Below are 22441 nucleotides of genomic sequence, written 5' to 3'. Positions count from 1 at the left end.
GAATGAAGAAATCAGCGTTACTTAAAACAAGTCTCCGAGAAATCAAAAACTCTCCGGCACGCTTTTTTTCAATCTTAGGGATTATTTTTTTAGGCGTTGCTTTTTTTTCCGGCATCGGGGCAACAGGTCCGGATATGATTCAATCTGCAGAAGATTATTATCAGAAACAACGTTTGGCAGATGGGTCAGTCGCATCTACGTTGGGGGTTACTCAAAAAGATCTGGATCTGATTAAAGCTGATCCACAAGTTAAAAAAGCAGTACCGCAATATATGCTGGATTTAAATTTGACAAAAGCAAATCAGGTGGTTCGTTTATTTGGGTTGTCGGATACATTGAATGACTACCTCCTGACGAAGGGGCGTTTGCCAGAAAAATCTGGAGAAATTGCGCTGGACGCAATCACTGATTTACAAGGGGAATACAAAATCGGTGATACCTTTGAAATTGCTAAAGAGGATGATCCGCAAAATCAAGTGAACACCCACAAATTGAAAGTGGTTGGTTTTGTCCGTTCACCAGAATTTATTGAAAATGTGAAGCGGGGAAACACCAATGTTGGAACAGGCTCCGTTGATTATTTTGGTGTAGTCTCAGAAAAAGATCTGGCTTTAGATGTATATTCGCGCATTCTGGTTACTTTCAATAGCACGAAGGATGAGACAGCGTACACGAAAAGTTATGAAGAAAAAGTTGATAAGGCGTTTGAAAAACTGGAAACTATGTTGGATGACCGACCAGAGGAACGATTAGCCGAGGTCAAAGAAACAGCGGCAGTGGAACTGGACAAGGTAAAAAAACAAATCACTGACGGGGAACAGGCGTTAGATGCTGCGGAAGAAAAATTGGTCCAAGCAAAAAAAGAACTGGATCAGGGAAAACAGACATTAGCAGAAAATGAAACCCTATTGGCAAATGAAACCGCCCAAGCTGAACAAACCTTAGACACCAATGAAAAAGAACTTCTAGAAAAAGAAGCAGAATTAAATCAGCAGGCGCAGCAAATTGCCAGCCAGAAAGAACAATTGACCGCCGCAGAAGAAAAATTGGCAGAAGGACAGGCACAAACAGCAGAGGCAGAAAAGCAACAACAAGCATTGCAAAAAACAATCAGTGAAACGACCACTGGGGTGACGCAATACGAAACATTGTTAAACCAACTGCAACAAGCGGTCACGTTAAGCAAAGAAGAACTGGCAGCAACAATCGATGCCCAACAAGCCAATTGGTTATCCGTCTTGCGAAGCATTAAAAGCGACGCTGCAGTGATTGCACAGGCGGCCGCTTTAACACCGGAAACGGATGCGGCACAATTCCAAGAATTTGTTGCAGCAGTCAATAGTGAGAAGCAAAAAATAACCGCTCAACTTTCAACATTGCAAGCAGAAGCAGCCAAAATTGAACAAGCCCTCCAAGAAGCAACAACAGCGGCACAAACGTTGCAACAGCAAAAGCAACAAATTCAGCAGGCGGAAGCGCAGATCCAAGCTGGTCGCAATCAGATTGACGCAGGAAAAACAGCGATTGCTGCTGGTCGTCAGGAGCTGGCAGAGCAGAAAGCTGCTGGAGAAGCGGAACTGGCAGAAGCTGATGATAAATTAACAGAAGCTGAAACACAGTATCAGGATGGATTGGCAGAATTTCAAAAACAAACCAGCGAAAAAATGCCAAAACTTCAAGATGCAAAGTTACAATTAAAGAATGAGACTGCTCGCTTAGATAAGTTAGAACCAGCAGAATATCTTTTCTCTGACAGAGAGGACAATCCGGGGTATACGGAATATAAGCAAAATGCCGATCGAATTTCTTCTCTAGCAACTGTCTTTCCGATTATTTTCTTTTTGATCGCGGCGTTGGTCAGTTTGACAACCATGACCCGAATGATCGAGGAAAAACGATCAGAAATTGGGACTTTCAAAGCATTGGGCTATAAGAACCATGAAATTGCACTGAAATTTCTCTTTTATTCCTTGAGTGCAGGTCTGATTGGTTCCGTTCTTGGTTTAGCCTTAGGTTTTTATTTATTTCCAAGTATCATTATTAGTGCTTATGGACAACTCTATAATATAGAAAAATTTGTTACACCGTGGTATCTGAATTATTCACTGATCGGTATCGGAGTCGGCTTAGTTTGTACAGTAGGCGTTGCACTGTTGACGTTGCGGATCGACTTGTTGAGTGAGCCAGCCAGCTTATTGCGTCCTAAAGCTCCTAAAGCGGGGAAACGGGTATGGTTGGAAGCCATTCGTCCTCTTTGGAGACGGTTGAGTTTTACACAAAAAGTAACGATGCGTAATTTGTTCCGTTATAAACTGCGGATGTTAATGACGATTTTTGGCATTGCCGGCTGTACGTCGATGATTTTGACCGGTTTTGGTTTGAGAGATTCCATCAGCGACATCGTTCCGATTCAGTTTGAAAAAATTTGGCATTATCAAGGAATCGTCACCTTCAATGAAAATGTGACACCGACACAGCGGGAAAAGTATGAAAAAACCGTGGTGACGTTACCTGATTTCGATGATCGGTTGCCGATTTCTTCTGAGGTACTGACGCTTTCTGGAGAAGGTCAAACGCCACAAGATGTAACAGTTTATGTTCCTAAAAATCCTGATTCGGTAACGGATTTTATTTTATTCAACGATCGTAAAACGAATAAAAACCTGTCTTTGACTGACGACGGGGCAATCATTAATGAAAAATTAGCCAATTTATTCAATTTACAGATTGGAGACACCATCGATTTAAAATCAACAGATCATACGTATTCGATGAAGGTAGCGGCGATTGCTGAAAATTATACCGGACATTTCGCTTATGTAACACCAACCTATTATCAAAAAATATTTGAAGAAGCACCAACCTACAATACTGAATTTCTGACCTTCTCAACAACAGTTTCAACAAAGCAGGAGGAAAAAATTGCTGAAACCTTGATGGAAAATGATGGAATTATCAATGTTTCCTTCTTGTCGGATTCTTCCCATGCTTTGGACGATACTACCGAAACATTGAACATTGTTGTATGGGTGCTGATTATTTCTGCCGGGTTGTTGGCATTCATCGTCTTGTATAATTTGAACAATATCAATATCTCGGAACGAATCAGAGAATTATCCACCATCAAGGTACTAGGTTTTTATGACAAAGAAGTGACCATGTACATTTATCGCGAAAATATTATTTTGACGATTTTAGGAATCTTGGCGGGATTATTCTTAGGAAAAATCGAACACGATTATGTTTTGAAGACAGTGGAACTGGATATGTTGATGTTTCCACCAACGATTCATTCTATCAGCTATCTTTATTCGAGTTTAATTACGATTTTCTTTACGGTTGTGGTAGGGATCGTTATCTACTTTAAACTCAAGAAGGTTGATATGATTGAGGCATTGAAATCAAATGAATGAGGACTAAAAAATTGGAAACAAACAAAGCCCCGAAAAAACGACCAACCGTTTTTTCGGGGCTTTATGTTAATTAGTGTTTATGATTTTTTGAACGTTCGATTTCTTTTTGAGTTTCTACCAGCATGATTTGCAATTTTTCTTCCTTACGTTTTAAAACCGCCAAATCTTCTGTGATTGCCTGTGCGGTTTCTGTTTCAGGGGGACGGATAACGAAATTAAGCGTAATGGCGATGAAGGTACCAATAAAGGTATCAATCACCCGCTGAATCGCAAACAGGGAGGATTCTCCTTGGGGAACACTCAACGAGATCAACAGCATGGTCGCAATGGCAGAAATAATGCCGGAATTGTTTTTGATGCCGTCAGATACAATAATCACCACTGCCACAAAGAGGGGTAATACAAAAAGTTCTACAAGAAAATCATTGTGGAAATATTGCTTGATAAAAAAGAAAATAATCGCCATTATGCCGCCAATTGTATTGCCAAGAACGCGAGAACGTCCGAAAGAAACGGTGGTGGTTAAGTCTTGGCGTAAAGAGAAAACAGCAGAGAGCGCGGCAATCAAAGGTTGTCCTCGATCAAGAAAACGAAAAAGCAGAATACAGATCATGACGGATAGGGCGGTTTTCATGGTGCGCATACCAATTCTGAATCGTCCGAAGTACATAAAATTCTCCTTTTCCTTTATCATATCGAACTATCAAAATGATTGCCAGTTATAACTGTTTTCGTTACTATAGAAACAGTCGGAAAATCATCACGAATCAGGAGGGCTCGTTATAAAAATTGGATTAAGAACTATAAAAACAGCGGCAGCCGCTGCACTTGCAATGATTGTTGCTAACAGCCTTCACCTGCTTTACGCACCGGCAGCGGGGATCATCGCTGTTTTAAGTGTGGGCAATAGCAAACGGACATCCTTGATGACAGGACTCAATCGTCTCTTGTCTTTGCTGTTGGCAACAGCCATCGCCTTTATTTGTTTTCATGTAATTGGTTTCAATCCAGTTGCTTTTGGCATTTATTTGCTGCTGTTTATCAGTCTGTCAGTAAAATTTGGACTGGAAGACGGAATCGTCGTCAATTCTGTTTTGGTAACGCATTATCTCATTGAAGTCTCCTTTGCGCCACAGCTTTTATTGAATGAATTTTTGCTGATGACAATTGGTGTGGGCTTTGCCTTGCTGTTTAATTTAGCAATGCCGGACCTTCAAAAAAAATTAAAAGAAGATCAACTGGTCATCGAAGAACTGTTCCGCAAGCTTTTGCGACAAATGGCTCTCCAATTAAATCAACAGGGAGAAACGAATTTGATTGAAAAGTGCCAAGGGCTGTTGGGCTTCATTTATGAGGCGCAAAAACGAGCAAAAATTGATCAGGAGAATCAATGGATCGATCCAGATGCGTATTTCAAAGAGTATTTTGCAATGCGGCGTACACAGTTGCGGGTATTAGGGGATATGATTGATTTATTGGATAAGATTTTTGTGGAGGAAGAATTTGTGGAAGATATCCGCCATTTATTGGAGCTGACAGCAAATGAATTTGCCGAAGCCAATGACGGTAAACAAATTTTGGCGGAAATCATGCAGGTCTATGAAAATTATCGAAAAAAACCATTGCCTCAAAGCAGAGAAGAATTTGAAAATCGGGCGAGGCTGTTTCAATTTTTGCAATCCTTCACTAGTTTCATCGAAATAAAAGCTGAATTTGCTAAACAAGATGAAGGTTAAATTTCATTGAATAAAATCCGAACGCTACGTAAAAAAGGTCTCCTCGCAGAGTTTTGAGGAGTACTCTTTTTGTAGCGTTCGGATTTTTTTATTTAGATGGAAAAGGTGCTATTTGCTCCGCCATATTGTTTGCATCTGATCTAGAACTTGGATCACGTCTTGTGTCAAATGCAACGAATGGTTCGGTTGTCCTTCAATGGTTTGGATCATTGTATCGACTTCATAATTTAATGCGTTTTGTGAATTGCCGGATTCAATAAATTCTTTTGTACCATCTACATAAAAAATTTCTGCTTGGTCAGCACGAGGATAATCAGCAACCGTAATATAGCCGTTCTCAAAGGCTGCAACGCCGATTTTAGGCATTTTTGCTTGAAAGGTCAGTGTGACAGCCGCCATTTCATTGTGTTCGTTTCGTAAAATGGTGACAGATTGTTCGTCAACGCCGGTTTTAAATGGCAGCATGTCACTCGCAACTACGGTTGGAGGTGCGGTCATAAATTGGCGGACAAAGGAGACAGCATAGGTCCCAATATCTAGCAATGCGCCACCCGCCAATTGAGGATTGAAAAAGCGATTTGTCGGATCTGGTTCTTTGTAACTGCCAAAAGGAGCTTGGATCATTTTTAGTTTTCCAAGTTTTCCGGTTTGGATAATACGATTCAGTTCTTTGAAAAGAGGCATATTAAAAATTGTCATTGCTTCTTGTAAAATTACCTGATTATCTTTTGCAGTTTGAACCGCTTCTTCCAATTCTGCTTGATTTAACGTGATCGCCTTTTCGCAGAGAACGTGCTTGCCGGCTTTCAGTGCTTGCAGGATATGGGCATGGTGAAATTGATTTGGTACAGCAACATAAACACAGTCGATTGCCGGATCAGCCAGCATGGCTTCATACGAATCATAGGCCTGCTGAATAGTGTATTCTTTCGCAAACTCTTTTGCTTTTGACAAAGAACGAGAAGCAACGCCATATAAAACACTTTGTTCCTGTGAAAAACCTGATGCAAATTGATGGGCGATTTCACCTAGTCCGATGATTCCCCAGTTGTATTTTTTCATTTCGTTTCCCTCCTTTTTTAAGATAAGTATAGCAGAAGTCGTGACAGACATAGATGGATTTGTTTAAAAAAAGAGAAATATCCGAGTTTTTCAGGTGATTTTCTTCGGTAAATTCAGTAGAATTGACTTTGAGGAGGCGTTTTTTATGCATGAAGTTTATATCCAAATATTAATGAATACTATCCATGAACAATATGCGACGGAAAGAAATTTCTTTGAGGGCATTCTAGGGAGCGAAGAAGAGCAATGGGTAGCTTGGAAGGCGGGAAAAGCCAGCCTTAGCGCAGAACAAAATCAGAAAATAAAGAATCTTTTCAGTGATTACGAATGGATGCTGCTACAAAAGATTTTACGGCAAACCATTATTTTTCCTGAAAAAAGAAACAGCGCCATTAGTGAATACAAAAAAATGAAAACAAAAATCGCTCAAAAGTGGTTGCAGTCAGAGTTGGCTTCTGCGGAGATGATTCCCCATAGTGAAGAAAACAAAAACCAGCACTATCTTGATTTAAAGGTGACCCTCACGTATGATGAGTGGGGTTTTGATGACATATTGAATTTCCGTCTGCCTGCAGTTATTCAACAGCAGATTGAAAACGAGAAAGTCGCATTATTGGACTGGGTCAATCAAAATCTTGAAGACACCTACATGAGTGAGGAGTAACAGAAACAAAAGTGAGAGGATTTTTATTATTAAAAAAGTAGGAATAACTATACTATTCATTGCGGGAATCGTGGGAGCGACCGCTCTTTTCATGAGTCATGATGCCCCAGCGCCGAAAGCGAAGGTATCGCAAACGACTTCAGAAACAACTCCCGCAAAACAGACAACAGAAAGTTCAGCGGAGGCCTTGCCAGACGTTTCACCTACAGATTGGCAATTGGTTTTAGTCAGTCCAGAGCATAAAATCAGCAAAGAAGTTTCTGCCAATCAATTAGTAACTGTCGATGGCGGACAACAGATTGATCGGCGCATCCAGCAACCCTATGAAGAACTGGTAGCGGCGGCAAAAAAAGCCGGTATTCAGTTAAAACTGATTTCAGCTTTTCGCTCTGTCAGTGATCAGACTTCGGTTTTCAATACCCGAGTAGCACAATTGATGAGTCGAGAAAATTTATCTGAAGAGGCAGCGAAAAAAAGAGCAATGCAGACAATGACGGAGCCGGGATACAGTGAGCATCACACTGGTTTGGCCATCGATGTAGTAGATCAAGAGTGGTTGGCAAGTAATCCCAGCATGATTTTGGACGAAAGTTACAGTGAACACACCGGTGCGAAATGGTTACAGGAAAATGCAAGGAGATTTGGATTTATCGTGCGTTATCCTGATGGTAAGGAAACAATCACCAAAATTACTTATGAACCATGGCATTTGCGGTATGTGGGAGAAGAAAGTGCGGAATATATTGAGGCACACCATATAACTTTCGAAGAATTTATTCAAGAATTAATGGAAAAGTAGGGGGAAAATGGCAGTAAGAAAATACAAATCAAGAAAGAAACAGAAAGTACGCTTACCTGCTATTTTAGCGGGTTTTCTGCTCATTGGACTGGCATTTGTTTTTTCAGTGAAGAGCTTAAGTAGTCCGTTGCAACCATTGCAGCAGTTGATAGATCAGCCGGAAGAAATGGACCGCCAAACTTTTATCGACACGCTGGCCCCACATGCGCAAGAACTGCAAAAAGGGTATGGCATTTTACCGAGTATTATTTTGGGACAGGCGGGCTTGGAATCGAATTTTGGTGAAAGCACTTTGGCAAGCAAGTACAAAAATTTATTTGGTATCAAGGCATTTGGAGATCAAAAAAAGGTCAAATTGGAAACGAAAGAATTTGTTAATGAGCAGTGGATTACCATTAAAGGGGAATTCAAGGTCTATTCTTCTTGGGAGGAATCCATGGATGATCATACGATGCTTTTTGTTAATGGCGTGGATTGGGATCCTAAAAAATATGAGCCAGTTTTAGCGGCGAAAGATTACAAAGAAGCGGCGCAAGCCTTGCAGGAAGCAGGATATGCGACAGATCCAACATATGCTGATAAAATCATAAGTGTCATTGAAGAATATCAGTTGAACACGTACGACCAGTAGGAGAAAGGGAGTGGCACTATGACTGAGCAATTTGTTCCAAATATTACCACCGAACTGCGCAAGGACATCGTCAGAGTTCCTGATGTGATTCGCAAAGCCAGCGGAATTCATTTTTTTGGTAAGAAAATTCGTTCGATTATTTTTACAACAGATATTGCGATTATCCGCAATACGAATGCCGATGCTGTAATTGCGGTGTATCCCTTCACTCCTCATCCGGCAATCACGAAGAGCATTATCGAAGCGGCTGATATACCGGTTTTTTCTGGTGTTGGTGGTGGACTAACTCAGGGGCAGCGTTCTCAATATATGAGTATGTTTGCTGAAGCCCAAGGATCGATTGGTGTCGTTTTGAATGCACCTACACCAGTGGAAACAGTAGAACAAGTTTGTCAAATTGTAGATATTCCGGTGATTAGTACAGTCACGTCAAAATATACGCCCATTGATGAAAAAATTGCGGTAGGAATTAAGGTCATCAATATTAGTGCTGGAAAAGAAACTGCCGAAACAGTCCGACATTTTCGGAAACATTATCCAGAATTACCAATCATTGCCACTGGTGGTCCTACGGCAGAAAGTATTTTAGAGACGATTCAAGCGGGGGCGAATGCAATCACTTATACACCACCGTCAAATGGCGAACTATTCAGCCGAAAAATGGAACATTATCGAGATTTGGAAAAAAACGACAACGAATAAGAGAAAACTTTTTTAAAGATTAGGATTTTTTTATCTAGAAAAGGTTTTCATCCCTTGCGTTTTTAATTGTAGACAGGCATACTTTAGCCTATATTTAGATAAAAATTTAACTTATATATCGTCGTAATTGGTCGACAGTCTCTACCCGATACCGGAAATATCGGACTATAAGTAAAAAAAGTGCATTTAGCACCTTTTTTGCTTACCCGCAAAAAAGGTGTTTTTCTGTATTTAAAAAGAAGGAGCGAAAAAAATGAGAGAACTTATAGAACGAATTGAAAAAGATGGCCGGGTATTGGGAGAAGGCGTATTGAAAGTGGACAGCTTCGTGACCCATCAGGTTGATCCCGAACTAATGGAAAAAATCGGACACCGTTTTGCTGAAGTTTTTAGTGAAGCTGGGATTACAAAAGTTGTAACCATCGAGGCTTCTGGGATTGCTCCTGCGCTTTATGCAGCACAAGCGTTGAAGGTACCGATGGTTTTCGCTCGCAAATCTAAAAGCTTAACGATGGATGAAGAGCTGTTGACTTCTTCTGTGTACTCTTTTACCAAACAAGTGACCAGCACGATTTCGATTTCAAGAAAATTTTTATCAGATAAGGACAATGTTTTGATTATTGACGACTTTCTTGCAAATGGTCAGGCGGCAAAGGGATTGATTGAATTATGCCAACAAGCCGGTGCAAAAGTTGAAGGAATTGGTATTGTCATTGAAAAATCCTTCCAAGATGGACGCAAACTTTTAGAGGAAATGGGTTTAACTGTTGTTTCTCTAGCAAGAATTGCTTCATTATCAGAAGGAAAGGTGGAATTTATCAAGGAGGATGCTTAATTGAAACAAACACAAACAAAAGCAGCAGTATTGGGATTACAGCATTTATTGGCGATGTATGCCGGAGCAGTTGCCGTACCATTGTTGATCGGCACAGGATTGGGATTTAATGAATCACAAATGACCTATCTGATTTCCATTGATATTTTTATGTGTGGTATAGCTACTTTGCTGCAATTGACGGTGACGAAGTTTTTCGGTATTGGTTTGCCCGTCGTGTTGGGCTGTGCGATTCAAGCTGTTGCACCATTGATTTTGATTGGTACCAAAGCAGGTGTTGGAGCGATTTACGGCTCGATTATCGCTTCAGGAATTTTTGTTGTTTTGATTGCTGGATTTTTTTCAAAAATAAAGAAGCTCTTCCCACCATTAGTTACAGGAACCGTGATTACCGTTATTGGATTGACATTGATTCCGGTTGCCATCACTAAAATGGGGGGCGGGGATGCAACTGCAGAAACGTTTGGTTCTCGCAATAATTTGTTATTGGCTTTTGTGACGATCGTATTGATTATTGGTATCCAGATTTTTGCTAAAGGGTTTCTTCGTTCGATTTCTGTCTTGATTGGTCTGGTTGGTGGAACATTGCTTGCGTACATAATGGGTCTGGTTGACTTTTCAGCCATCGGACATGCACCGATTTTTCATATTCCGCAACCTTTCTATTTTGGCAAACCGACATTTGATATCTGGTCGATTTTACTAATGATTATTATTTCAATCGTGAGCATGGTGGAGTCGACAGGTGTTTACTTTGCGCTTGGAGATATCACTGGCAAAAGCATCAAAGAGGATGATTTAAAACGAGGATACCGCGCTGAAGGGTTGGCAGTGATTCTCGGTGGAATTTTTAATACATTTCCTTATACCGGTTTTTCACAAAATGTCGGTTTGGTTCAACTTTCGGGAATCAAAACGAAAAAGCCAATTTATTTCTCGGCGTTTTTCTTGATTGTTTTAGGACTGTTTCCAAAAATCGGTGCTCTTGCTCAAATTATCCCTGAAGCAGTTTTAGGCGGCGGCATGCTGGTGATGTTTGGTATGGTAGCCGTTCAGGGAATGCGTATGCTGTCGAAGGTTGATTTTGCCAATGATAAAAATTTACTGATCATTGCAGTGTCCTTAGGCTTTGGTTTGGGTTTCAACATGATGCCGCAATTATTCAGTGAGCTGCCAGAAACGGTTCAAATGTTTACTGGTAACGGCATTGTCATGAGTAGTTTGACAGCAATTCTTCTGAACTTGCTTTTCAATGGTCTAAAAACAGAGGAACCTGTTGAAGAATCATTGAAAGAAATCGAAGGTGTATAAGTTTTTAATGCAGAACGGGAAAGTTTTCGTTCTGTTTTTTATTTTATTAATAATCCGAACGATTATCAATATTATTTAGATATTATTCGATTTTATTTTGACAGACAGTAGATACCCCGATACAATAAATGAGAAGTCTAAAGAAGGAGAAGGGACAATATGCAATCTTTAGTATCTGTTATTATGGGAAGTACCTCCGATTGGGAAACAATGCAACATGCCTGTGAACAACTGGAACTTTTAGAGATTCCATTTGAAAAAAAAGTTGTTTCCGCCCATCGCACACCAGATGAAATGTTTCGTTTTTCAGAAGAAGCCCGCCAACGAGGCATCAAAGTAATTATTGCTGGTGCAGGAGGGGCAGCTCATCTGCCGGGGATGGTCGCAGCAAAAACAACGCTGCCTGTAATTGGCGTTCCAGTCCAATCACGAACATTAAATGGTTTGGATTCTTTATTATCCATTGTTCAAATGCCTGCCGGTGTTCCCGTTGCGACCACTGCCATCGGAAAAGCTGGTGCAATCAACGCTGGACTACTTGCGGCGCAAATGCTTTCCATGTATGATTTAGAAGTAGCTGAAAAGCTGGCAACATTGCGCAAAGAAATGCGTGAATCTGTAATGGAAAGTAGTGATCAACTTGGTTAAGCCGCTTATGCCTGGTGCCACGATTGGAATCGTTGGCGGAGGACAATTAGGGCGCATGATGACCCTAAGCGCAAAAAAAATGGGATTTCGGGTGGGGGTTTTAGATCCCACAGAAGATTGTCCAACAGCACAAGTCGCTGATTGGCATATCGTTGCTTCCTATGAGGATGTATTTGCGTTGGAGGAATTAGCAAGACGCTGTGATGTCATCACCTATGAATTTGAAAATGTCAGTGTGGATGCGTTAAATGCCATTTTGCCATTAGCCTATGTCCCCCAAGGAACGGATCTTTTAGCAATCACTCAAGACCGATTATTGGAAAAATCTTTTTTGGAGTCAAATAATATTGTTATTGCCCCTTATGCAACGATTATCAGCCCCACAGATATCCAAGATGCAATCGACAGTATTGGCTATCCCTGTGTGCTAAAAACAACTCGGGGAGGATATGATGGCAAAGGGCAATACGTTCTTTACAGTACAGCCGATTTGGCCCCATCAATGAATTTATTAAGAGAAGGAACCTGTGAATTAGAAGCGTGGATTCCATTTGAAAAAGAACTGTCGGTTATGATTGCAGGTAATGGCAATGGACAATTCACCACATTTCCGGTAGTAGAAAATATCCATCGAAACAATATTCTACATGAAACCATTGCTCCGGCGCGTATTCAGCCGGAAGTTGCAGAAGAAGCCCAACGAATCGCCAAAGTTGTAGCGCAAGCATTGGATCTTCGTGGTGTATTGGCAATTGAAATGTTTTTGACGAAGTCTGGCGGCTTGTATGTAAATGAACTTGCTCCTCGTCCTCATAATTCGGGACATTATTCTATTGAGGCGTGCAACCTCAGCCAATTTGATGCCCATATCCGTGGAATTTGCGGTTGGCCATTGGGAGAAGCACGTTTGTTGACGGATGCGGTGATGATCAATGTGTTAGGAGAAGAATTAACGGATACCTATGATTTGATTGCAATGAAACCAGATTGGCAATTTCATTATTACGGAAAAAATGAAGCAAAGACTGGTCGAAAAATGGGACATATAACGATTCCCACGACAGATATTTATCAAACGCTAGAAGAAATTTATCAAACCAATATTTGGGATTAAAAAGGAGCAGGTTGATGTTAGAACGATATACAAGACCCGAAATGGGGAAAATTTGGACGGAAGAGAATCGTTTTCAAGCATGGTTGGAAGTAGAAATTTTAGCCGATGAAGCTTGGGCGGAATTAGGAGAAATTCCTAAAGAGGACGTCAAAAAGATTCGCGAAAAAGCTTCTTTCGACCCGCAGCGAATCGCAGAAATTGAACAGGAGACTCGCCATGATGTGGTCGCATTTACTCGCGCTGTCTCAGAGTCTTTGGGTGAAGAACGAAAATGGGTTCACTACGGATTGACTAGTACCGATGTTGTGGATACAGCTTATGGCTATTTAATTAAACAAGCCAATGATCTATTGAGAGCAGATCTGCAACGGTTTACTGCGATTATTGCTGAAAAAGCGAAAGAACATAAATATACTGTGATGATGGGTCGGACTCATGGTGTACATGCAGAGCCAACAACATTTGGGTTGAAATTAGCAACTTGGTACTCAGAAATGAAACGCAATATCGAACGTTTTGAACATGCGGCTAAGGGAGTCGAAGCCGGGAAAATTTCCGGTGCAGTCGGAACTTTCGCTAATATTCCGCCATTTATCGAAAATTATGTGTGTGAACATTTGGGTATTCGACCACAGGAAGTTTCAACCCAAATTTTACCACGGGATCTTCATGCGGAATATTTTGCTGCAATGTCTTTGATTGCTACGAGTATTGAGCGTTTTGCGACCGAAATCCGTGGACTGCAAAAATCAGAAACTCGGGAAGTGGAAGAATTTTTTGCAAAAGGTCAAAAGGGTTCCTCCGCGATGCCTCACAAACGAAATCCAATCGGCTCAGAAAACATGAGCGGGCTTGCACGGGTCATTCGCGGGCATATGCTGACGGCTTATGAAGATGTCCCATTATGGCATGAACGGGATATTTCCCATTCTTCTGCTGAGCGGATTATTTTACCGGATACTACGATTTTACTGGATTATATGCTGCAACGCTTTGGAAATATCGTAAAAAATCTGACGGTTTTTCCAGAAAATATGAAACGAAATATGGATGCAACTTTTGGATTGATTTATAGCCAGCGAGTAATGCTTAAATTGATTGACAATGGCATGACTCGAGAAGAAGCCTATGATTTGGTACAACCTAAAACGGCCTATGCGTGGGATCATCAAACGGCTTTTCGTCCACTTTTAGAAGAAGATGAAGCTGTCACTTCAATTCTAAGCAAAGAAGATTTAGACGACGCCTTCGATTATCACTACCATTTGAGAAATGTTGCTACCATTTTTGAACGAGTAGGTTTGGATTAGCAGACCATGATTTAAAAATAAACCTAAAACAGCCCGAACAATTGAGAATATTCCAGTCACGTTTTCGTGAGGAGGACTTCTTGATTGTTCGGGCTGTTTTTTACTCTTGATTAGCCAGTTGTGTTAAAACATCGGCTGCAAGAGCCGTTGCAGATTCATTTTCTTGTCGGTCTTCAAGCATAGAAACCATCAAGTAATTGCTGTTTTCTGCATCAAAGGCTAGTAAGAAACTATTTTCCTGTCCTTTTTCGTCTTGTTTTTCTTTGATTTCTGCTGTTCCAGTTTTAGCAGCAAGAGGGAAACCAAGGGAAGAAAGACTGTGGGCTGTCCCATTTGGATCATTTACTACCGCCTGTAAATCGGTGACGATTGTAGTGACGGCATCCTTAGAAAGAGATTCCTTCGTTTTTGATTCTGCATTCAGTAGAAGACGAGGATAAACCAAAGTTCCCTGATTTGCAAAAACGGAATACATCGCAGCTTGCTGGATAGGTGTGATCAATAGTTGCCCTTGGCCATATCCTGTATCTGCTAAAAGAATTTCTGAATCAAACGATTTTTCATTAGAAATTTGCGGCGTTTCCATGGCAATCGGCAGATCCAATTCTTCGCCGAAAATAAATTTATCTAAACCAGCTCGAAATTTTGTTTCACCCATTGCTAGCGTTTGCTGTGCCATATAAATATTGTCAGAATACACTAATGCGGTTTCTAAATCAACTTGTGGAACATCAGAGACTCTCGTTACCTGATAGTCTCCCCACGAATGATTTTTTTGCCATTTTAACCCATCGATTGCAACTGTTTTTTGCGGATCAATCGTGCCGTTTTCTAAGCCGATTCCGGCAGTAATCGTTTTGAAAGTAGACCCCGGTGCATACCTGGTAGCAAAACGAGATAAAAAGGGTTTTGCTGTATTTTTTTCATAGGCATCGTATTCTGATTGCGAAATACCGTGCGTCATTTTGTTTGGATCAAAGCTTGGAGAACTGACCGTAGCCAGTAAATCACCTGTTTTGGGTTGTGTGATGACTGTCGAACCGGCTTTATTGTCTAGTGCTTGGAATGCTGTTTTTTGGAGATCGGCATCGATGGTGAGCTGAATGGTTTCCCCATCTTTTTTAGTTTGTTCCAATAGAATGTCTTTTTCTGTACCGTCCTCTTTGGTAATTGCAATTTTTCCACCATTTTGGCCCCGTAGCTCTTGGTCGTAAGCCGCTTCCAGTCCTGAGCGGCCAATTTCTCCAGAACTGCTTAACTCTGGATTTTTTTCAATGTCTTCTGCTGTGACCGTGCCTAAATATCCAATCAATTGGGCAGCCGCTTCGCCTAGTGGGTAATTTCTCCCGGTGGTTTCTTGAATACTGGCACCGGTTGGTAAATCATCTGTTGCACCATCGATAATTTTAAGAGGGACGAAGTAATCTGGTTGGACCCAGGCTTGTTCGATCGCCTGAGTAATTGTGTCATTTTCAAGAGAAAACTTATCTGCGATAGCTTGAATGTTTTTTTCTTTCTCGGTTCCTTCACCTAACTGATTGGGAACAACACCTAATTGCTTTAACGTGGCATTGACAGCTAGGGGTTGGTTGTTTCGATCGACGATTTCGCCGCGCGTGGCATCAGTAACCGAGACGTTGATTTTATCTTTTCCAGACATTCCCGGAAAAATCAAACTCGGACTCCATTCCAGTTTTGGTTCTTTTTCACTGATATCGATTATCCCTTGATAATTCAAGTCTTTTAACTCACCTAAAGAGGTAGTCATAGTTAAGGAATAGGAAAATGTATAGGTATCAGCGCTTTTTTCGTTGACTTTGATTTTTTTTGCGACGAGATTGTCGGCACCAATTCCGGGATAAATCGCTTGGTATTTCTCAACGATTTCTTTTGTAGAAAAGTCATTTCGTTTAGTGGCATCTTTTGTCAAAAGGGAAGGCAAAGTATCAAAATCTTGTTTTTTGAGAGCGGTTAGGTACTTATTTACTAGTTTTTTACTGGCTGTCATTGTTTGATTTTTAGTAAATGCCTGATAAGCAATAAAGCCACCGCCACCAAGCACAAGGAGAAGAGGGACTATCAACAGGGGCAGCAGGTTTTTCTTTCTTTTTTGTTCAGAACGTGTCTTTTTTTCCATAATTGACCTCCAAGTTGGTATGGTATCTATGATAAGGGAAAAGTTCGTAAAGTTGATAAGAAATAAAAAAGAAATCCATAAGAAAATGGATTTCAGCAACGTTATTTTATAAGTAGATTATGCAAGAGCGACCCGCTGATGTGTGTACTGAGAAACTCGCTCTTCCCGCAATGCCTCTAAAAGTAATTCAATGAAAGAAAAATTTTGTTCTTCCAAATTATAAAAAACTTGGAAGCGATAGTGATTTTTGAAAATATGTTGCTCGTGAATTTGATGAATAACGAGTTCATCATTTTTTTGATTTTTGAATTGAATTGTACGTTTGCGGCATTCGCAATGTCGCTGAGAAGCCCGCTTTAATTTACGAAAGGTATAAAACGATGTGTCTTTATTCAGATGGTAGACTTCATCGACCGCGAGCAAATCATTGAATAATTGAAGTTTATCTTCTACTGACAATGTGGCCAAAAAATACTCAACGTTACTTCGTTGACAATCCATGAAACATCCTCCTCAAAAACTTACCCTGAAATTACACTCTCACTATAGCATTTCAATCCTTATTTGTAAACGTTTTATCAAAAAAATAAATAATAACGAAGAAATCTAACAAGTAAATTACGCAAAAGACGAACGATTTTAATAAAATAATAATTAATATTCACAGTAATATTGACCACCTTTTGCTAAGTTGTTAAAATAATCACGAGTCAAACACGAACGATTAACTGCATCGTGTGCGAAAATATAAACAAAAGAGGCGTAGGAATGGAAAAAGCGAGTTTAGTTTATGAAGGAAAGGCGAAAAAGCTTTTCTACACGGATCAACCAGATGTTTTATGGGTAGAATACTTAGATCAGGCAACTGCATTGAATGGGGCAAAAAAAGACATCGTCGTGGGAAAAGGAACCTTGAACAATCAGATTACGGGTTTGGTTTTTCAATGGCTGAAGGAGGAAGGAATTCCTTCGCATTTTGTTGGCAATTTATCTAAAACCGAACAATTAGTGAAAAAAGTCGAGATTATTCCACTTGAAATTGTCGTTCGTAATTATGCTGCAGGAAGTTTCACCAAACGATTTGCCATTTCAGAAGGAACTCCTTTAGACTTTCCAATTGTTGAGTTTTATTACAAGAATGATGGGTTGGATGATCCGTTTATCAATGACGAGCATGTTCGGTTACTGAAATTGGCAACCGGAAAAGAAATCAATGATATTAAACATTTGGCACAGAAATTAAATCATGCATTGCAAAAATTATTTTCTGAAATCAATATTCAATTGATTGATTTTAAAATTGAAGTCGGTCGAACAGCAAACGGAAAGATTTTATTGGCAGATGAAATCACCCCGGATACCTGTCGTCTTTGGGATTTACAAACACAAAATCATTTAGATAAAGATATCTATCGTCGAGAATTAGGGGATTTGGTTCCAGTTTATCAAGAAGTATTAAATCGTTTAGAAAAATTCAGTGAAGGAGTGTCACCATGTATTTAGTGAAAGTCTATGTTACTTACAAAGATTCCGTTTTGGATCCTCAAGGAGAAGCCGTAAAAGGAGCCGTTCATCGTTTGGGGTACGAAGAAATTACCGAAATACGAATGGGAAAATATTTTGAAATCAAAGTCGCTTCGTCCAATCGACCTGTGGAAATCGCTATTGAAGAAATCTGCGATAAATTATTAGCGAATGTCACGATGGAAAGCTATCGGTTTGAAATCATCACATTGGAGGAAAAGTAAAATGAGATTTGCAGTCATTGTTTTTCCCGGTTCAAATTGCGACAAGGATCTTCTTTGGGCGGTACAAGACATCATGGGACAAGAAGCTGCTTATGTTCGTCATGATGCCGAATCACTGGTTGGCTTTGATGGTGTGCTGCTACCGGGAGGATTTTCTTATGGTGATTATTTACGCTGTGGCGCCATTGCCCGGTTTGCACCGATTATGCAGGAAGTTATTCGTTTTGCTGAAGAAGGAAAACCGGTCTTTGGTACTTGCAATGGGTTTCAATTGTTGACAGAAGCTGGACTTTTACCAGGAGCTTTACGAAAAAATGATTCCTTACATTTTATTTGCAAGACCGTTTCTTTAGAAGTGAATCCCAATACACCATTTACTTCAGAATATGAAGAGAAAACAGAGATTCATTTGCCAGTAGCCCATGGGGAAGGCAATTACTATTGTGATGCGGAAACCTTGCAACAATTACAAGACAACAATCAAATCGTCTTTACTTACAAAAATGAAAACATCAACGGCAGCGTAGCGAATATTGCCGGAATTTGTAATGAGGCGGGAAATGTTTTGGGCATGATGCCTCACCCTGAACGAGCCGTGGAGGACCTTTTAGGTTCTGAGGATGGCAAAAATTTCTTTGCTTCAATTATTAAAAACTTTGGAAAGGTGCCGATGAATCAATGATAACTATGACTGAACCAACACCTGAATGGATCAAAGAAGAAAAGACCTATCTCAACTGGGGATTGTCGGAAGAAGAATACCAGTTGATTGAGAAAATTTTGGGTCGTTTACCAAATTACACAGAAACTGGTTTATTTTCTGTCATGTGGAGTGAGCATTGTTCCTACAAAAATTCAAAACCAGTTTTGAGAAAATTTCCCACGGATGGTCCACAAGTATTGCAAGGTCCTGGAGAAGGTGCAGGCATCGTTGATATCGGTGATGGTCAGGCAGTTGTTTTTAAAGCGGAAAGTCATAATCATCCATCTGCTGTTGAACCATACGAAGGAGCGGCAACAGGTGTTGGCGGGATTATTCGGGATATTTTCAGCATGGGCGCCCGACCAATTGCTATTTTGGATTCTCTGCGGTTTGGGGAATTGACCAACTCACGAACAAAGTATTTATTGGAAGAAATCGTTGCCGGAATCAGCGGGTATGGCAATTGTATTGGTATTCCGACAGTTGGCGGCGAAATCAGTTTTGATTCTTGTTATGAAGGCAATCCGCTGGTCAATGCCATGTGTGTTGGATTGATTGAGCACAAAGATATTCAAAAGGGTCAGGCAAAAGGTGTTGGAAATACTATTATGTACGTCGGGGCAAAAACTGGTCGTGATGGGATTCATGGTGCGACATTTGCTTCGGAAGAATTTGTTGAAGGGGAAGAACAGCAACGTTCTGCCGTTCAAGTCGGTGACCCCTTCATGGAAAAACTATTGCTGGAAGCCTGTTTGGAATTGATTTTAGATCATGCGGATATTTTAGTGGGAATTCAAGACATGGGAGCAGCAGGATTGGTTTCATCTAGTTCTGAAATGGCATCGAAAGCCGGTTCCGGGTTAAAACTATTTTTAGATGATGTTCCTCAACGGGAAAGCGAAATGACACCATATGAAATGATGCTCTCTGAATCGCAAGAACGTATGTTGATTTGTGTCAAACAAGGACATGAAGAAGAAGTCGTTGCCTTATTTCGCAAGTACGATTTAGAGGCGGTATCGATTGGTGAAGTAACTGATGACGGTATGTATCGTCTTTATCATAAAGGGCATCTAGTCGCTGATCTTCCGGTTGATGCCTTAGCAGAGGATGCACCGGTTTATCAGAAGGAACGAAAAGAACCTGCCCGTATCAGCGCTTTTCAAAAAATTCCCGATTTTTATCCAGTAATTTCTGATGGAGCTGCTACTTATTTAGAATTGCTTCGTCAACCAACCATCGCATCAAAAAAATCAATTTATGAAATGTATGATAGTCAAGTTTTGACTAATACCGTTGTGGCACCGGGAAGTGATGGTGCAGTATTACGAATTCGTGGAACAAATAAAGCGCTGGCGATGACCACCGACTGCAATGGTCGGTATCTCTATTTGAATCCTGAAATCGGCGGACAGATGGCTGTAGCGGAAGCTGCTAGAAATATTGTTGCCAGCGGTGGAAAACCATTAGCAATCACTGACTGCCTAAATTACGGGTCCCCAGATAAACCAGAAGGCTTTTGGGAGTTGTGGACTTCGGCCGATGGTATTGCAAAAGCCTGTGAAGTTTTAGAAACTCCAGTGATTTCGGGAAATGTTTCTTTATACAATGAAACAAATGGCCGCAGTATTTACCCAACTCCTGTAATCGGAATGGTCGGACTGATTGAAAATGTAGCCGACATTACAACGCAGGAATTTAAGGAAGTCGGAGATTTGATTTACGTTCTTGGCGATACACAAGCTGATTTTAATGGGTCAGAAATTCAAAAATTGCAAATCGGGAAAATTGAGGGGAAATTGATGGCCTTTGATTTAGCCGTTGAAAAGAAAAATCAAGAAATTCTTTTAGCTGCTATTCAGGCAGGATTGATTGCAAGTGCCCACGATTGTTCAGAGGGGGGTCTAGCTGTTGCACTTGCAGAAGCTGCTTTTCCAAATGAATTTGGGATTGATGTAACCTTGACTTTCCCTAAAGAATGGTTATTTTCTGAAACTCAATCTCGCTTCGTTCTTTCAGTAAAACCAGAAAGACAACAAGCCTTTGAAAAAATGGTCGGTTCATTCGCAACAGCAATCGGTGTCGTGACAGATGATGCCATCTTGAAGGTTCAATTAAGGGACGACAAAATTCAGTTACCAACGAAAATGGCAAAAGAAGCCTGGGAGGAAGCCATTCCATGTCTTATGAAGTAAAAAGCTTAAATGAGGAGTGCGGAATCTTTGGTGTGTGGGGGCATGCCGATGCAGCTCGGGTGACATATTTTGGTTTGCACAGTTTACAACATCGTGGGCAAGAAGGCGCAGGAATTGTTGCGAATAAAAACGGCAAGCTGAAAGGGCATCGAGACTTAGGTCTGCTATCCGAAGTTTTCAGAGATGACCGACAACTGGCTTGTCTGGAGGGAGAAGGAGCCATCGGACATGTGCGCTATGCTACTGTGGGAAATGGGAGTGTAGACAACATCCAGCCTTTTCTTTTCAAATTTTATGATTGCCAAATTGGTTTAGCCCACAATGGTAATCTGACGAATGCACGGAGTTTGCGGACTGATTTAGAAGCAAACGGTGCGATTTTCCATTCTAATTCAGATACAGAATTATTGATGCATTTACTTCGACGCAGCAAGCAAACCACTTTTTTAGAACAATTGAAAGAAGCTCTAAACCAAGTGAAGGGCGGTTTTGCTTATCTTTTAATAAAAGAAGACTGTCTGATCGCAGCGTTAGATCCTAATGGCTTTCGTCCTTTAGCAATTGGTCAAATGAAAAATGGAGCGTACGTGGTTGCTTCTGAAACCTGTGCATTAGAAGTGATTGGTGCGTCCTTTGTACGGGATGTCCAACCAGGAGAAATCGTGACGATTAATGATCAAGGTATTCACATCACCACTTATACAACAGAAACGCAACCAGCAATCTGTGCGATGGAGTATATCTATTTTGCTCGTCCGGATTCAAATATCGCGGGTGTCAATGTTCATACTGCTAGAAAAAACATGGGTAGACGTTTAGCAAAAGAAGCCCCGGTGGAAGCTGACATGGTGATTGGTGTTCCCAATTCCTCTTTATCGGCAGCAAGCGGCTATGCAGAAGCGTCGGGAATTCCCTATGAGCTTGGTTTGGTAAAAAATCAATACATTGCCCGAACGTTTATTCAACCTACACAGGAATTGCGAGAACAAGGAGTGCGCATGAAACTTTCTGCTGTACGGGGAGTCGTTGAGGGAAAAAGGGTAATCATGGTAGATGATTCCATTGTCAGAGGAACCACAAGTCGTCGAATCGTGCAACTGCTAAAAGAGGCTGGAGCAAAAGAAGTTCACGTGCGAATTGCTTCTCCGCCATTGAAATATCCTTGTTTTTACGGAATCGACATTCAAACCCGCAAAGAATTGATTGCGGCCAATTATTCCATTACTGAGATTCAGCAATGTATTGGGGCAGATTCATTGAGCTTTTTAAGTGAACAGGGCTTGATTGACGCCATCGGCTTGAACTTTGATGCTCCTTATACCGGCTTGTGTATGGCCTATTTTAACGGGGATTACCCAACGCCGTTGTACGATTATGAAGAAAAATATCTTGCATCGCTGAAAGAACAGACATCATTTTTTTAAAGGAGAGAT

At 40.7% G+C, this 22441-nt stretch carries 20 protein-coding genes and 1 riboswitch; of the genes, 16 read left to right on the top strand and 4 right to left on the bottom strand.

All coding sequences use genetic code 11. From position 1 onward, the window contains the following. Positions 1 to 2 precede the first annotated feature (2 nt). Positions 3 to 3413: an FtsX-like permease family protein gene (locus tag BAU16_RS00865; RefSeq protein WP_161526196.1), complete on the top strand. Its 3411-nt coding sequence runs from the start codon at positions 3 to 5 to the stop codon at positions 3411 to 3413. Between the two features lie 70 nt (positions 3414 to 3483). Here BAU16_RS00865 and BAU16_RS00860 read toward each other — a convergent pair whose 3' ends face one another. Further along, on the bottom strand, positions 3484 to 4083 hold the full coding sequence (locus BAU16_RS00860) for an FUSC family protein (protein WP_048605063.1): 600 nt from the start codon (positions 4081 to 4083) through the stop codon (positions 3484 to 3486). Positions 4084 to 4195: 112 nt separating this feature from the next. Here BAU16_RS00860 and BAU16_RS00855 point away from each other — a divergent pair, with 112 nt between their 5' ends. Then, positions 4196 to 5149 carry an aromatic acid exporter family protein gene (locus BAU16_RS00855; RefSeq protein ID WP_161526293.1) on the top strand — a complete coding sequence of 318 codons (954 nt, stop codon included), beginning with the start codon at positions 4196 to 4198 and terminating at the stop codon, positions 5147 to 5149. A 108-nt stretch (positions 5150 to 5257) separates the two neighbouring features. On the opposite strand, the gene BAU16_RS00850 is transcribed toward BAU16_RS00855, so the two are convergent. After that, positions 5258 to 6211: a Gfo/Idh/MocA family protein gene (locus BAU16_RS00850; RefSeq protein ID WP_161526195.1), complete on the bottom strand. Its 954-nt coding sequence runs from the start codon at positions 6209 to 6211 to the stop codon at positions 5258 to 5260. A gap of 145 nt (positions 6212 to 6356) precedes the next feature. Between BAU16_RS00850 and BAU16_RS00845 the strand changes: the two genes are divergently transcribed. The 9 genes from BAU16_RS00845 (at position 6357) to purB (ending at position 14225) form a co-directional block, all read left to right on the top strand. Then, positions 6357 to 6875, top strand: coding sequence for a hypothetical protein (locus BAU16_RS00845; RefSeq protein WP_048605066.1), 519 nt, complete (start codon positions 6357 to 6359; stop codon positions 6873 to 6875). 91 nt (positions 6876 to 6966) lie between these two features. Continuing rightward, positions 6967 to 7674, top strand: a complete 708-nt coding sequence (locus tag BAU16_RS00840; RefSeq protein WP_161526194.1) for a M15 family metallopeptidase — start codon at positions 6967 to 6969, stop codon at positions 7672 to 7674. 7 nt (positions 7675 to 7681) lie between these two features. Beyond that, positions 7682 to 8305, top strand: coding sequence for a glycoside hydrolase family 73 protein (locus BAU16_RS00835; protein WP_048605067.1), 624 nt, complete (start codon positions 7682 to 7684; stop codon positions 8303 to 8305). Between the two features lie 18 nt (positions 8306 to 8323). After that, positions 8324 to 9007 carry a hydrolase gene (locus tag BAU16_RS00830; RefSeq protein ID WP_048605068.1) on the top strand — a complete coding sequence of 228 codons (684 nt, stop codon included), beginning with the start codon at positions 8324 to 8326 and terminating at the stop codon, positions 9005 to 9007. A gap of 91 nt (positions 9008 to 9098) precedes the next feature. Continuing rightward, a riboswitch (purine riboswitch) is annotated at positions 9099 to 9195 on the top strand. Positions 9196 to 9260: 65 nt separating this feature from the next. Beyond that, a complete protein-coding gene (locus BAU16_RS00825; RefSeq protein WP_048605069.1) occupies positions 9261 to 9842 on the top strand; it encodes a xanthine phosphoribosyltransferase in 582 nt (193 codons plus the stop codon). Next, positions 9843 to 11153: a nucleobase:cation symporter-2 family protein gene (locus BAU16_RS00820; RefSeq protein ID WP_082147282.1), complete on the top strand. Its 1311-nt coding sequence runs from the start codon at positions 9843 to 9845 to the stop codon at positions 11151 to 11153. A 159-nt stretch (positions 11154 to 11312) separates the two neighbouring features. Next, on the top strand, positions 11313 to 11801 hold the full coding sequence (gene purE, locus BAU16_RS00815) for a 5-(carboxyamino)imidazole ribonucleotide mutase (RefSeq protein ID WP_137605278.1): 489 nt from the start codon (positions 11313 to 11315) through the stop codon (positions 11799 to 11801). Beyond that, the gene (purK, locus tag BAU16_RS00810) at positions 11794 to 12915 is read left to right on the top strand and encodes a 5-(carboxyamino)imidazole ribonucleotide synthase (RefSeq protein ID WP_171000802.1); all 1122 of its coding nucleotides are present in this window, start codon (positions 11794 to 11796) and stop codon (positions 12913 to 12915) included. Before purE ends, purK begins: the two co-directional genes overlap by 8 nt. A gap of 14 nt (positions 12916 to 12929) precedes the next feature. Then, positions 12930 to 14225 carry an adenylosuccinate lyase gene (gene purB / locus BAU16_RS00805; RefSeq protein ID WP_048605072.1) on the top strand — a complete coding sequence of 432 codons (1296 nt, stop codon included), beginning with the start codon at positions 12930 to 12932 and terminating at the stop codon, positions 14223 to 14225. A 100-nt stretch (positions 14226 to 14325) separates the two neighbouring features. On the opposite strand, the gene pbp4 is transcribed toward purB, so the two are convergent. Next, the gene (gene pbp4 / locus BAU16_RS00800) at positions 14326 to 16362 is read right to left on the bottom strand and encodes a penicillin-binding protein PBP4(5) (RefSeq protein WP_161526193.1); all 2037 of its coding nucleotides are present in this window, start codon (positions 16360 to 16362) and stop codon (positions 14326 to 14328) included. Between the two features lie 117 nt (positions 16363 to 16479). Beyond that, entirely contained in the window at positions 16480 to 16863 is a 384-nt protein-coding gene (locus tag BAU16_RS00795) for a hypothetical protein (RefSeq protein WP_048605074.1), read from the bottom strand. Positions 16864 to 17130: 267 nt separating this feature from the next. Here BAU16_RS00795 and purC point away from each other — a divergent pair, with 267 nt between their 5' ends. From purC to purF, 5 genes are read left to right on the top strand one after another with little or no spacing between them, the layout of a single operon-like run. Beyond that, entirely contained in the window at positions 17131 to 17865 is a 735-nt protein-coding gene (gene purC / locus BAU16_RS00790) for a phosphoribosylaminoimidazolesuccinocarboxamide synthase (protein ID WP_048605075.1), read from the top strand. Further along, positions 17856 to 18110 carry a phosphoribosylformylglycinamidine synthase subunit PurS gene (purS, locus tag BAU16_RS00785; RefSeq protein ID WP_048605076.1) on the top strand — a complete coding sequence of 85 codons (255 nt, stop codon included), beginning with the start codon at positions 17856 to 17858 and terminating at the stop codon, positions 18108 to 18110. Before purC ends, purS begins: the two co-directional genes overlap by 10 nt. A 1-nt stretch (position 18111) precedes the next feature. Further along, entirely contained in the window at positions 18112 to 18792 is a 681-nt protein-coding gene (gene purQ / locus BAU16_RS00780) for a phosphoribosylformylglycinamidine synthase subunit PurQ (protein WP_161526192.1), read from the top strand. Then, on the top strand, positions 18789 to 21008 hold the full coding sequence (gene purL / locus BAU16_RS00775) for a phosphoribosylformylglycinamidine synthase subunit PurL (protein WP_161526191.1): 2220 nt from the start codon (positions 18789 to 18791) through the stop codon (positions 21006 to 21008). The genes purQ and purL overlap by 4 nt, the downstream gene beginning before the upstream one ends. Beyond that, entirely contained in the window at positions 20993 to 22432 is a 1440-nt protein-coding gene (gene purF, locus BAU16_RS00770; protein WP_161526190.1) for an amidophosphoribosyltransferase, read from the top strand. Before purL ends, purF begins: the two co-directional genes overlap by 16 nt. The last annotated feature ends 9 nt before the right edge of the window (positions 22433 to 22441 follow it).

It is taken from the genome of Enterococcus sp. JM9B, from assembly GCF_009933265.1.
Taxonomy (GTDB): domain Bacteria; phylum Bacillota; class Bacilli; order Lactobacillales; family Enterococcaceae; genus Enterococcus_C; species Enterococcus_C songbeiensis.
This window is presented reverse-complemented; position numbering and strand designations above follow the sequence as displayed.